The following is a 12,830-nucleotide window of genomic DNA, read 5'->3' on the forward strand; positions in this document are numbered from 1 at the left end:
TCGCATTAGAATAAAACCAAGGAGATTCCGATTGAAAATACAATAGTACCCCTACACAATAATCTCAACGTATTATTGAAAATTTTTAGGAAAATTTATGGGTAAGAAATTTAATAGAAAGTAATAACAGATACCACAGGACTGATAATGCGTACTAAAATTATCATGCCAATTGAATTTAGAGTTCAAAATAGAAAAACCGAGAGTCCTTAGATAACTCCCTAGAAAAATCGTATCGCTTAATTAAACTACCTAATAAAAGGAAGTTAATAACGTAATGGAGAATCTTTGTATTCTTCGTGAATAGCCTTGATTGATTGCTCATTCGCTAAAAATGTTGTGTCTAAATAATCTTGTGCAAAATTATTCCCGAAATCCTCTTCTACTCTATCAGATGCTACAGCAAACCATATCATAGAATAGTAACCCTTTACTGGTAATATATCATTAGAACACGCTTGTGGTCCAGCAATCCAAGCGAAAGCTACACTACGATTACATTTTCCTGAGGATACGTAGTCAGAAACTATAACAGGTACAAATTCATAAACACCCTCACGACGACGACAAGCTACAAAATCATCCTCTCCAATAGCTAAAACAATACTATTACAAGATTTTCCTGGTGTGTGATTTAAATTTAAAAAACCACGATTTTTAGGACCATCTGCTTCAGTTAATCTAGTAGAACCTCCAAAAAGACGAACATCCAAGTTGAATATTCTTACATAATCATGCAACCAAACAGCATGTGGGCGATATTCCTCTAATGTATTTCTAGCTGAAATGGGATTCATTAAACTTCCATAAACAACCATAGGAATATAAGGAGTTGTTAGATGCATTCTTGAATGTATCTCATTCCAAATCCTACGAGATTCAGCATTTACTCTTTCGACAACTTTAGGATCCATATTTTCTTTAGATAAGCATTGAGAGGGTGTGTACGCAGCAGGATATGATGAAAAATCAGAAACAGGCAACTTAATACAAAATATCTGATCGATGGCATTGTTTTGTGAAGAGACAGATCCAGAACAACCACTAAGAATTAGTAATGAATATCCAAATAAGTACATCATTGACTTATGCATAAAATCACCCTTATATAAACAAGAAGAAAGCAATTGATATAAATTAATCGATTCCACATTAACTGACTTCTATTAAAGTTAAATTTCTTAAATTATTTAATGTATTGAGTATAGCAATACACGCTTAGTATGGGTACATTCCTAAATAATGGGAAAATCCTTTAGAAATAAAGATTTTAATGGACAATTCAACACACATGTCTCAACCAGATTTATCTAAAAATTAAGACGGCGATAAGAAGATAACAACACTCCTATCGAACTTATTCAATTTCAAAAAAAAATATTACAGAAAAAAGAGAAGAGAACTAGTATCTCAATGAGATTAAATATCTTTCCTTCACTCATGAGTTCTGATGGACTATTCGCTACTCTTAAGAATTAAGATGACCCGTTGCGGTTAAAAAAAAATTTATATATCCTATTCAACCAAAACTAATAAACCAATTAGGGATTCGGCATGTCAAATCCAATACCTACACAACATAAAAATCTGTCCTCTTTTCACTCAACCACAAGCTCTACCGGAGTAGATATAAACTTATCTCAACATCGATCATCTCTTAGATTATTTCTAGATACCATGTTGATTGTTTTAGGTTTTTCTACTGTAGTTTCAATCTTCGTTTCAATTTTTTTTCTTAACGGTCTTAGTATGCTAAACGCAACAACAATTGCCTTGTCTTCAGCTTTGATTCTCATAGGAATTGTATTTATTAGTATTGGGATACTTTTCTTTGTTAATAGTATAGAACAGGGGCTCTCTGGTATTTTAAGAAAACGCTTAAAGGAAACAGAGGCTGAGATAAACGAGTTGAAAAGTCAACTACAAACCCATGAACTTAATCTTGCATTCGCTCCTTCGGAAGCTTTTACAGAAACTTTCGAATCTTCTTCATCCTTAAAAATGCCTTCTGATACCGCTGTGAAAACAGATAGTTAAATCAATTTTATGAGTCGTCGAATAAAAATTCCAGACTAGGATCTGTAGGAACATTCAAAAATATAGCGAAAAATAAACGATAAAAAAATCAATAATTTAAGAAGATTTTCTTTAGGTTATTATTACTGAAAATCGGTTTTTCACCACCATCTGGGTAATATTTTTTTATTTTAATATGATGTTTTTTATCGCAAACAAATTTGTAAGTTGTTAGGGTCTTTTGCTTTTAAACTAAAAACTGCGAATGAGGTAAGGATATGAGAACACAAAACTTCTTTCTATCGAAAATCAGATTATTGGGTGCTTTATGTCTAGCTTCCCTTTCTATTTTAATCACTGGATGTACTCCTGATGACGTATTTACTCCAGAGAAACGTCTAGTTGAAGAAGCTAGAGATGCAGCTCCTAGTTTCAAAGAGACTTCCAATACCGATCAAGTCTGGGATGCTATCAAAACAGCTTGGGGTTTATCCGAGCAAATGAATTGTGTTCCTGTAGTAATCTACGATGATCTCATGAATCTTTTCAAATTTGAAACTCACGGAAAAATGGTTTGGAGTACTGCAGTAAACGTTAACAAAACTAAGCGTATTTTCAATTACGATGCCCGTACAGATAAAAAAGATGGTTCTGCAAAAAATTATGCAGAACTCAATGCTATTGCCTTAGATTTAGGAAATTCCAAAGAAGATGCTTCTATGTCAGCTGTTTTATATGGTGTAGAAAAAGAAACATTTGTTGAGTTATGTAAACATTATCCTCAACATAGTTTAGTACCTGTGATTGTATCTAAAAAAAATAACCACATGACTGTCTATAGTCTTGGATTTATGTTCTCAGTAACAAATCCAGCTTTGTTAACTCGTCAAGATATTCTACCCGATCAAAAACGCTTTCTAGAAATCTGGAATAGCATCAATACCGAAGAAGTCACCCTTCTCTACGGCGATCAATTCCCAACTGAATATATCAATACAACAGTATTTGCTAATGGAGAGCCTATTAATTCTTTAATTCCAGCAAATAAATAATTTTAAGATCTAAGATACATTTTAGATTACTTGTTGAGAAACCTCGCAAACCTCCTTTGCGGGGTTTTTTCTATTTAAAGCCGACACAATCATTCCTATTCATTCTTGACCCAATAAAAACGTGAACAACCTTTGAACTTAAAAACTCATAATGTTTTATTGATTTATGTTTACTGCCTTAGAGATTACAATCTCAATAGTTTTAACTCAGGAAAGACGATGTTATTAACATACGAGACTAGTTCAGATTTTTTTACCAAACCCAAAAACATCCACATTTTATAAGAAATGCATACGTACGCAAAGCTATAATTGGTCATAGTCCATGCTTACAGATAGGTATAGAGGATTTAGTGTTATTGTCTTGCAATTCTCTGAAATCTTCCTTACTAAGTTCTATTCCTATTTTAGGAAATATTTGCGGTTTGCACGCCTTTACAATATCTGGTCTGTTAGAGATAAAAGCGAAGATACTCTCTCAGCTTTAATGGTACATTCCTTTATTGGTTCTTAGAAACTTTAAGATTAGGAATAGTTCATATGATTCTCATAATTATTGTTATCTTTTTAAGTATAATTTGGATATCAATTACAAAACTCTGTGAATTCATTAGAAAGAGTATCTATCATCAAATAAAGTCTAGTTTACCCAATACAACCATTAGCTAAATAGAGCTTAGATAATCTGAAAAAGTCTCAAGGAAACGCTACTTTTCAAGATCTCGCATTTCCGGTTTTATTTTAATCATTTAAACACTAAGCTATTAGTCAATTAATTTTTTAATAAGATTATGTTTACTTCAAGATACTCGAGTCATCTTGCGTTCAAAGAAAAAACTGCACACCATCCGGAATGGATCAAAAGCGGCTATGCTACTAACCTTGAATCAACAGAATCCCATGAACTTTGTTGGATAATAGTTAGCTATCAAAGTTTGAAAGCCTCTCTGCTGTCCTCTATCCCTATTTTGGGAAGTATTCGTGGTTTAGCACGTCTTTATAGTGTTTGGTCTGTTAAAGGAACTATAGAACAGATAAACAACACGATTATCCATACAATTACGGGAGTTTTAGAATTCTTGGGGTTAGGAGCTATCCTTTTGGTGGTAAAAATTGTTATAACAGTTTTCTATATCTTGATATTGCTTCTGTTTTTCCTGTGCATCATCTCTCAAATCTGTTTCAAAGAACTATTTGAATCTACTCTCACTAAAAGTTTAACTAATGAAGTTCGAATAATCTAAACTTCCTTTATGTTGAGTATGCAGTATTCCCTTATCCTTCATAAAGATAGGTCTTCTAGTGTTATTTCACGATTTCTGTTAAGATTCTAATTCATCGATAAAACCTAACAGAGCAAATTATGTTCATCAATAGTTATCAAAAACCTACAGATTTTCTAGCAGGAACCATCAACCACCCTAACTTAATTAAAAGTGCCTATGTACGCGATAATGTAACTGCACAAATTATTAGTGAAAAGGATCTGAAATCCTTACTATTAAGTACGATTCCTATTCTAGGAACTATCCGCGGGATAGCACGCCTTTACAGTATCTGGTCTGTCAAAGATAGAAGTCAAGATTCTACAAAAGATCTAATAGTGCATACCTCAATCGGTATTCTGGAAATTTTAGGCCTGGGTCTCTTCCGCCTAGTATTAGACATCTCCCTTGCTGTTCTAGGAATCCTCATATTTATTGCCATCGGGATAACTGCCCTAGTATTCCATATTGTTAAGAAGAGTATCTCCTTCTTAACAAAACCCTGTCATTCAAAATAGACCCAATTGTGTAAACATTATTTTTCCCCCTTTTTGGAAGGAGAAGCTCCTTCCATTTCTATCATTTACAGTTTTATTTTAACAACTTATGCGTTATAATCTTCTCTAGTTTATATATTTTTAGAGGGTGGAAGCTATGTTTACTACTTATTTAACAAACTTTGATTTTAAAGAAAATACAGCAAATCATCCAAATCTACTTAAAACTGCCTACGTACGCAGTAGTATGACTATCAATTCCCACACAGAGTGCTTGTTTATAGATAGTAAGGATAATCTTATATCTACTCTATTAAATGTTGTTCCTATTTTAGGTACTATCCGTGGGATGGCTCGTCTTTATAGTATCTACGCTGTTAAAGATAGAAGTGAGGATAAGACATCAGACATCATTGTCCATACGATAACAGGTATTCTAGAAATACTAGGATTAGGAATTCTCCTGTTCATAGCCAAAATTATCATCCTAGCTATGGGAATTCTCTTCTTCACCATAGGAACTAAAACAGGATTAATTAAAGAAAATTTTTAGGTTACAAATACACCTAGCTCTTTCCATAAGGGGGTCTAATATGGGATCTCCTTATCTATCCTTGCCATAAACTCAGTGGTGTATTTCCGCCTCTTCCTTATCAAATCCCTATTCATCTAGTAATTCAGACTACAGAAGGAACACCCTCTATAGCAAATTTTCATTTGCATTTTAACGACTTATGAGTTAAAATACTTCGCCAACTTGTATAATTTAGAGGAAAAAGTATGTTCAACTTGAGCTACCCAACAAATGCTGATTTTTTATGGGATGCAAGCAATAATCATCCAAATTTATTTAAAACTGCCTATGTACGTGATCGTCAGGGTATCAATTGCCACTTAAGCTGCTGGTTTATAAGTGATGATAAGGACCTCAAATCTACTTTACTAAGCGCTGTTCCTATTTTAGGTACTATCCGTGGGATGGCTCGTCTTTATAGTATCTACGCTGTTAAAGATAGAAGCAATGATAGAATAATTGATATCGTTATCCATACGATAACAGGTATTCTAGAAACGCTAGGACTAGGAATTCTCCTGCTCGCAGTCAAAATGATCATCCTAGCTATGACAGCAATCCTCTGCGCCATCTGCGTCATAGGAACTAAAGTAGGATTAATTAAACAAAATCCTTAGGTTACAAATACACCTAGCTCTTTCCATAAGGGGGTCTAATATGGGATCTCCTTATCTATCCTTGCCATAAACTCAGTGGTGTATTTCCCTGAGTTAAGAGTGGCGCCTTTTCCTTATCAAAGCCCTATTCACCTAGTAATTCAGACTACAGAAGGAACACCCCTCAATAGCAAATTTGTATTTGCATTTTAACGACTTATGAGTTAAAATACTTCGCCAACTTGTATAATTTAGAGGAAAAAGTATGTTCAACTTGAGCTACCCAACAAATACTGATTTTTTAAAGGGTACAGCAAATCACCCAAATCTATTTAAAACTGCCTACGCACGTAACGGGGATGGTGTTGCTTACCATGCTTACTGTTGGCGCTTTCCCGGCTCAGGAGAAATTAAAAGTACGATATTAGCTTCTCTTCCTATTTTAGGTACTATCCTAGGAATAGCACATCTTCACAGTATCTACGCTGTTAAAGATAGAAGCAATGATAGAACAAGAGATATCGTTGCCCATACAATAGCAGGTATCTTAGAAACTCTCGGTCTAGGAATCCTCCTACTTGTAGTTAAAATTATTATAACAACTACATTATGGATTATTCTAGGTAACCGGAGATTATTCTAAATAGCCGGCCTAGCATTCCTAACTCGTAGCAAACATTAAACAAAAAATTTGGTTTTTTCTTTCTATAAAGAGATCTTATGGCTCTCATTACATAAATCTCTTTATATATCCTTAACATGATCTCAACAATCTTTGAGCAATATTGTAAATTCTAAATAAAATAGATACAAATTAAGTTTTAGCCCTTCTATACTTTTAAATCATTTGTTGATCTGTTATCTTCATGCTCGCAACTTATGTTTCTAGGAATCTTACACCTACAACGTCCTAAATCAAAAAGGTGCTATTTTGTATAATGAAATAATCTTCATACTACAAACTGTGTTTATCGTATTCGCTGGAATATTTTTTTCCTCTAAAAATATAGGATGGCTGACAGGATGGTTAACCACCCTATCGGTAATTATGAATGTTTTTGTGCTAAAACAAATCGTTCTATATAGCCTAGAAGTTACTTCAGCAGACGTTTATATGATTGGTATACTATCATGCTTAAATTTCTCTAGAGAACTCTATGGGAAAAATAAGGTAAATGAAGCTATGATAGGTTCATGGGTTGTAACCATAGCTTTTCTTCTTTTAACGCAATTGCATCTTGCACTTACGCCTTCTCCAAATGATACTACCCAAAATCATTTTATAGCGCTCTTCTCACCAACACTACGACTAATCCTAGCATCTTTGACCACTGTAATCGTTGTACAGATTATAGATCTTAAACTCTTCTCCTATCTAAAGAACCTTTTCCAAGATAAAGCTTTTGGAACTCGCTCATCTATATCTTTAATTTTCTCACAGATTTTAGATACCTTACTGTTTTCTTTCCTGGGTCTCTATGGAACTGTATCCAACCTCACTCATGTGATTCTATTTTCTTTCATCACTAAAATTTGCGTTATTGCCATATCGGTTCCTGTTGTTGTACTCGGTAAATATTTCAAAAAGAAACAAGAAGCATAACTTTATATAGTTAAATTTTTGATATTTTTTCAGTCATTTTGAATGTGCTTTTACTACCTCAATCGGATTACAACCCACTTCCACAGAAATTTTATTTACAGGAAAACATAAGCCCAGTACGCTTATTTTCTTATTTTCAAATGAGATGGGAAATAGTAGCTTTTCCCCAGGGATGCAATCTCAGGTTCCTAATCGTGGCATTAAAATTTCATGTCCTCCATCAATCCAAAAAATCACGAGCACGTGTAGGAAAAATAGAAACTGCTCATGGAATTATAGACACCCCAGCTTTTGTTCCCGTGGCAACAAATGGTGCTTTAAAAGGTGTTGTAGACCACACAAATATTCCATTGATATTTTGTAATACCTATCATCTCTTGGTTCATCCTGGGACGGAAGCCATTGCTGCCATGGGAGGATTGCATAAATTTATTAATAGAAATTCTCCAATAATTACCGATTCTGGAGGATTCCAAATCTTTAGTCTTGCTTACGGATCTGTAGCAGAAGAAATCAAAAGCTGTGGGAAAAAGAAAGGCTCGTCATCCATCTTAGAGATCACTGACGAGGGTGTATGGTTCAAATCTTACAGAGATGGACACAAACTCTTCCTATCTCCTGAAGTTTCTGTGAAAGCTCAAAAAGATCTTGGTGCTGATATCATTATTCCTCTAGATGAACTTCTACCTTTTCATTCTGATGAAAAATATTTCCTATCATCATGCTCAAGAACCTACGCATGGGAAAAACGTTCTCTAGATTACCATAAAAAAGATCCTAGACACCAATCTATGTATGGAGTGATCCATGGAGGTATAGATCCGGAACAACGAAAAATTGGTTGTCAATTTGTTGAAGATCATCCTTTTGATGGGTTTGCCATTGGAGGTAGCTTAGGCAGAAATCTAAATGAAATGGTACCTATTATCGACATAACAACCTCGTATTTATCTAAAGATCGTCCTATTCATCTTTTAGGTATAGGGGATCTCCCCTCTATAAGTACTACAGTAGGCTTTGGTATAGATTCTTTCGATAGTTCCTATCCAACCAAAGCTGCACGTCATGGCATGGTTCTATCATCTCAAGGGCCTATCAAAATTGCCAACCAAGTCTATGCTAATGACCTTTCCCCTATAGATCCAGAATGCACATGTCTAACATGCACCTCAAACATATCCAAAGCCTATCTTCGGCATCTTTTCAAAGTCCACGAACCCAACGCAGGAATTTGGGCTTCTATCCATAATCTACATCATATGCAAGAAGTTATGAAAGGTATCCGAAAACAGATTTTAAATGATGAGATTTAATTCTTTCTCTTTAGAATCATTATTTATTTAATGCAAATTACTTAAGCTTATATCAATTAAAATATATCATAAAAAATTGATTTTTATTGGAAAATAAGTTTAGCTTTTCCATTGAGTTTTCCAATATAGAAAACCTCTTTCAAAACTATATAATAATCCATATCTCTGAATTATTAATTCTAAAAACCAATAATAAACTACCCTATACTTAATAATGCCAACATATTCTGAGTATAAATATGAATTGTTTTATCTATAAAAATAATTCGGAGTTTTTTTGTAATAACCAAAATACCAATTGGTTATTTAAGGAAGGCTTCATCAGATCTGAAACTCATATGCAACCTTATACTATAGATTGGATAATCGACGTTACTAATACTGATGAAATCAAAGAACTCTTCATCCGTTGTATTCCTATAATAGGTAACATCTTGGGATGTGGTAAACTTTATAGTTTATGGTCCACACGAGATCCTAAAGATCGATATAAAGATGTTCTATTCCATACTCTCTCTGGAGTATTAGAAACCTTGGGGTTGGGTATAATAGCTTTAAGTTTAAAAATAATCACAACAGTAACTTTTTATATCTTCGAATTTCTTAAACATCTGATGTATACAATTATCTCTATACTTCTTCCGAATTTGCCATCTTCAGACAGATTCTTTCTCATTTAAATATAGAATATTAAGAATTTAACAATGCAAAACAAGTATTATAGTTATCCGGGTATCAATAAAAATTATATAACCATACTACTAGAATAGATAAAAATAAATATGTTTATAAACATAAAGATAGCTCAGAATTTCATAATGCAACTCAAAACTATCCCACACTCTTTAGACATGGCTTTGTACGCGATGAAGAAGAACTTAAAGACTGGAAATATGAATGGATAAGGTCTGATGATATCGAAGATTTTTATGAAATAGACGTTCCTAGCACACAATTTTTACGTATTCTTTTCCCCTCGTCGGAACGATTATGGGTATGGGCAGAATCTATAGTATTTGGCCTACACAAGATTCTAGGATAGTCTAAAAGATATGATTATTTATACATTAGTTGGATTGATCGAAATCTGCGGATTAGGCACCATCGAGTAATCATAAGAATTTTCTACTTTATCTTAGAAAGATCTTATTAATCTTACATTTTCAAAAAACGATAATTACACAGTACACAAGCTCCAAGAAAGTCGCCTATAATTAAGAATCATCGTGGAGCTAAAGTACACTGTTTATACAACCCTATCCTGAATAAGGAATTATGATAACCACTCATATAGATATAGGGACCGTCTTTACAATTATAAAATCATCTACTTCTAGATTTAAAGTATCTTTACAGGATCAGTTGCAGCAGTCGCCAAGTTAGTATTTGGTTAATAGCGTGCATTTGAAGTTAAATATCTCTTAACCGATCCATTCACATTTGATAACAGTTAAGATTACAAAATAAGTATTTTTATTACTAAACAAACTAAATAATTGAAATTATTTACAAATAGAAGTAAAATGTTTCGCCAAAACATTTAATTGAATACTGATTTTATATAATAACTCCTATATCACACTCGACTAATAAATATTTTAATAACCTAAGTTAATAAGGTATTTTTTATGTTCATAAATACTTATAACAATAACGACGAATTTCATAATGCAACTCAAAACTATCCCAAGATTTTTAAACTTGGTTTTGTTCGAGATGACAGCTCGCTCATAAGTTGGAAATATGAGTGTTGTTTTTCCCCTGACCCTGAAGATTTTTTTGATCTAGATGGTTTCGGAACACAAATGTTACGTGCTCTTCCCATTATAGGAACGATTATGGGTATGGGCAGAATCTACAGCGCGTGGTCTACAAACGCTCGTAGCGATAGGCTAAAAGATAAAATTACCCACACATTAGTTGGATTGATCGAAATCTGTGGTTTGGGCATTGTCACTTTAATCATGAAAATCTTTCACTTCATCCTAGGAACCCTTCTTGCAATCATCATACCTCCATGTGTTCGATTAATAACAAAAGACTCTAATACGGCAGAACAAGTGGAAAACGCTATACTTAATGTATTCATTCTAGATTATTAAAATTACAAAATACGACTAGCATTTCTACAAATATAGCGCATTCGTTAATACACTCTGGATAAAAGGTATGTCTTATAATACTAGATTTTTATTTATATTTTTCAGATAGTATTCGCAGTTATTTCCTAAAAGAATCTTTCACAACCTCATTGTCCCCTCCCCCGATATCATAGGGCATTCAAGATTACCCTAGGAACAGCAATCCGTCTCTCACAGTTAGCAGATATTTCCTTATACGATATAAAATCAACCCACGAGAATATTCTTATGTTCATAAACACCTATGGAGATAATTCAGAATTTTATAATGCAACAGAAAACTATCCCGCACTCTTTACACTTGGTTTTGTTCGCAATCAATTTGGATTGCAAACATGGAACTTTGACTGGGTCATTTCTGACGAGTTGAATAGTTTAGATTCGGATGGTCTCTATATACAAATTTTACGCGCTTTACCCGTCATAGGGATACTCATGGGGATAAGCAGACTCTATAGTGTGTGGTCTACATACACCTTTGAAGATAACTGCACAGATAAAATTATTCATACGCTCATAGGGATTATCGAAATCTGTGGGTTAGGATTTGTTACTTTAATCATAAAGATCCTCTACATTATTTTAGCATTCATTCTTGTAAAATTCGCCGACCTGCTTCTTCTTATAAGAAAAGATAAAGGATCAGCAGAAGACTTCCGTGAATTTCTCATCGATAAATTAAATTGTGGATTATGATTCCCAATCCTACAAATGGTCTAACAATAAACCATTAAATAACAAAGGTTTCTAGAATGATTAAATTCGCAAGTTATTAAATATTAATAACTTGATTTGAGATTCTGTGTTTATAATTGAAATTATTTTGATCTATATATAAACTGCTTCACGCTCAGTATTTAAAAGTGAAAATATAGTTATGTTTATTGATAGATATCCAGATGATCAACGTTTTAATAATGCAACTCAAAATTATTGTTCTCTATTTCGTTCGGGTTTTGTTCGCGATCACAGTGGTGTAGCGTTCATAAGATGGGAATGGGACCTCAGAATAGCTGAAGGAATTTTTTCTCCAAGGAATGTGTCGGAAATCAAGAAGTTTATGCCCATTTCTGGAACAATCATGGGACTAGGTAGATTATATAGCATATGGTCAACTGAAGATAATGACACAAGTAAAAAGGAACTATTCCTTCATACCCTAACTGGAATTATAGAAACTTTAGGACTGGGTATTATTCTACTAATCGCAAAGATCATACTGATAGTCGTACAGAAGTTGTGGGAGAAAATTCGTTCTTATTGTTGCTGCTCTAACCGATATCAAGGCTTACAAAATCGTGAGAATCTGAAATTTGATTCGAGTTCTTCAAGACCATTGAAAGATATCACTTGTACTTCCGTGTATAGAGACCTCTCAAAAGAAGGGGAAATCACCACGAGTCTTACAACAGATTTTAAGACTTTGAAAAACTCTGCAAATGTAGTAATGTCAGAGCTTAAAGACTTAGGTGTGAAAACAGCAAACAGCGTAGTTAGCGATATAGCTTCTGGTGTGGCAACAGGATTAAGTTTATTAGAACCATTGTCTTTTGAGAACAATGATACGTCCGAAGTATCTGAATAAGTCAGAGAATGTATTTTAAAAGTTCTCTATGAATTAAACTTAAGTATTATCAAAAAAATCTGAACCTCTTCTCCTATACCATCTCTTATCAATAAAAATATAAGAGAAGAGTCTCCCTCCTATTGATATAGTGCCTCTTACTATTTCCTTTTACTCTTTAATAAGACAAATCTCTCAAAACGCTAATG

General features: G+C 33.6%; 14 protein-coding genes. 13 read left to right on the forward strand and 1 reads right to left on the reverse strand.

All coding sequences use genetic code 11. The annotated features are described in order from the left end of the window. Positions 1–266: 266 nt before the first annotated feature. On the reverse strand, positions 267–1,094 hold the full coding sequence (locus O1W69_RS05050; RefSeq protein ID WP_375793466.1) for a gamma-glutamylcyclotransferase: 828 nt from the start codon (positions 1,092–1,094) through the stop codon (positions 267–269). A 460-nt stretch (positions 1,095–1,554) separates the two neighbouring features. Between O1W69_RS05050 and O1W69_RS05055 the strand changes: the two genes are divergently transcribed. The 13 genes from O1W69_RS05055 to O1W69_RS05115 all read left to right on the forward strand — a co-directional run bounded on the left by O1W69_RS05055 (position 1,555) and on the right by O1W69_RS05115 (position 12,642). After that, positions 1,555–2,037, forward strand: a complete 483-nt coding sequence (locus tag O1W69_RS05055; RefSeq protein ID WP_375793467.1) for a hypothetical protein — start codon at positions 1,555–1,557, stop codon at positions 2,035–2,037. 257 nt (positions 2,038–2,294) lie between these two features. Next, positions 2,295–3,068 (forward strand): hypothetical protein, encoded by a 774-nt coding sequence (locus tag O1W69_RS05060; protein WP_375793468.1) that lies wholly within the window; start codon positions 2,295–2,297, stop codon positions 3,066–3,068. Between the two features lie 791 nt (positions 3,069–3,859). Next, complete coding sequence (locus O1W69_RS05065; protein ID WP_375793469.1) at positions 3,860–4,312, forward strand: hypothetical protein; 453 nt, start codon at positions 3,860–3,862, stop codon at positions 4,310–4,312. Positions 4,313–4,431: 119 nt separating this feature from the next. After that, on the forward strand, positions 4,432–4,851 hold the full coding sequence (locus O1W69_RS05070; protein ID WP_375793470.1) for a hypothetical protein: 420 nt from the start codon (positions 4,432–4,434) through the stop codon (positions 4,849–4,851). Positions 4,852–4,987: 136 nt separating this feature from the next. After that, positions 4,988–5,383: a hypothetical protein gene (locus tag O1W69_RS05075; RefSeq protein ID WP_375793471.1), complete on the forward strand. Its 396-nt coding sequence runs from the start codon at positions 4,988–4,990 to the stop codon at positions 5,381–5,383. A 227-nt stretch (positions 5,384–5,610) separates the two neighbouring features. Further along, positions 5,611–6,021, forward strand: a complete 411-nt coding sequence (locus tag O1W69_RS05080) for a hypothetical protein (RefSeq protein WP_375793472.1) — start codon at positions 5,611–5,613, stop codon at positions 6,019–6,021. A gap of 244 nt (positions 6,022–6,265) precedes the next feature. Next, positions 6,266–6,643: a hypothetical protein gene (locus O1W69_RS05085; protein ID WP_375793473.1), complete on the forward strand. Its 378-nt coding sequence runs from the start codon at positions 6,266–6,268 to the stop codon at positions 6,641–6,643. 288 nt (positions 6,644–6,931) lie between these two features. Beyond that, positions 6,932–7,603 (forward strand): queuosine precursor transporter, encoded by a 672-nt coding sequence (locus O1W69_RS05090; RefSeq protein WP_375793474.1) that lies wholly within the window; start codon positions 6,932–6,934, stop codon positions 7,601–7,603. Between the two features lie 194 nt (positions 7,604–7,797). Beyond that, complete coding sequence (gene tgt / locus O1W69_RS05095) at positions 7,798–8,916, forward strand: tRNA guanosine(34) transglycosylase Tgt (protein ID WP_375793475.1); 1,119 nt, start codon at positions 7,798–7,800, stop codon at positions 8,914–8,916. Positions 8,917–9,155: 239 nt separating this feature from the next. After that, the gene (locus tag O1W69_RS05100; protein ID WP_375793476.1) at positions 9,156–9,596 is read left to right on the forward strand and encodes a hypothetical protein; all 441 of its coding nucleotides are present in this window, start codon (positions 9,156–9,158) and stop codon (positions 9,594–9,596) included. Between the two features lie 948 nt (positions 9,597–10,544). After that, positions 10,545–11,018 (forward strand): hypothetical protein, encoded by a 474-nt coding sequence (locus tag O1W69_RS05105; protein ID WP_375793477.1) that lies wholly within the window; start codon positions 10,545–10,547, stop codon positions 11,016–11,018. 267 nt (positions 11,019–11,285) lie between these two features. Beyond that, positions 11,286–11,753 carry a hypothetical protein gene (locus tag O1W69_RS05110; protein WP_375793478.1) on the forward strand — a complete coding sequence of 156 codons (468 nt, stop codon included), beginning with the start codon at positions 11,286–11,288 and terminating at the stop codon, positions 11,751–11,753. A 181-nt stretch (positions 11,754–11,934) separates the two neighbouring features. Continuing rightward, positions 11,935–12,642, forward strand: a complete 708-nt coding sequence (locus O1W69_RS05115) for a hypothetical protein (protein WP_375793479.1) — start codon at positions 11,935–11,937, stop codon at positions 12,640–12,642. The last annotated feature ends 188 nt before the right edge of the window (positions 12,643–12,830 follow it).

Source organism: Chlamydia sp. 12-01, assembly GCF_042234205.1.
Taxonomy (GTDB): domain Bacteria; phylum Chlamydiota; class Chlamydiia; order Chlamydiales; family Chlamydiaceae; genus Chlamydia.

Coding starts and splice junctions, on each gene's coding strand:
- O1W69_RS05055 (WP_375793467.1), top strand. CDS start 1,555: ATGTCAAATCCAATACCTACACAACATAAAAATCTGTCCTCTTTTCAC.
- O1W69_RS05075 (WP_375793471.1), top strand. CDS start 4,988: ATGTTTACTACTTATTTAACAAACTTTGATTTTAAAGAAAATACAGCA.
- O1W69_RS05050 (WP_375793466.1), bottom strand. CDS start 1,094: ATGCATAAGTCAATGATGTACTTATTTGGATATTCATTACTAATTCTT.
- O1W69_RS05110 (WP_375793478.1), top strand. CDS start 11,286: ATGTTCATAAACACCTATGGAGATAATTCAGAATTTTATAATGCAACA.
- O1W69_RS05065 (WP_375793469.1), top strand. CDS start 3,860: ATGTTTACTTCAAGATACTCGAGTCATCTTGCGTTCAAAGAAAAAACT.
- O1W69_RS05070 (WP_375793470.1), top strand. CDS start 4,432: ATGTTCATCAATAGTTATCAAAAACCTACAGATTTTCTAGCAGGAACC.
- O1W69_RS05105 (WP_375793477.1), top strand. CDS start 10,545: ATGTTCATAAATACTTATAACAATAACGACGAATTTCATAATGCAACT.
- O1W69_RS05080 (WP_375793472.1), top strand. CDS start 5,611: ATGTTCAACTTGAGCTACCCAACAAATGCTGATTTTTTATGGGATGCA.
- O1W69_RS05100 (WP_375793476.1), top strand. CDS start 9,156: ATGAATTGTTTTATCTATAAAAATAATTCGGAGTTTTTTTGTAATAAC.
- O1W69_RS05060 (WP_375793468.1), top strand. CDS start 2,295: ATGAGAACACAAAACTTCTTTCTATCGAAAATCAGATTATTGGGTGCT.
- O1W69_RS05115 (WP_375793479.1), top strand. CDS start 11,935: ATGTTTATTGATAGATATCCAGATGATCAACGTTTTAATAATGCAACT.
- O1W69_RS05085 (WP_375793473.1), top strand. CDS start 6,266: ATGTTCAACTTGAGCTACCCAACAAATACTGATTTTTTAAAGGGTACA.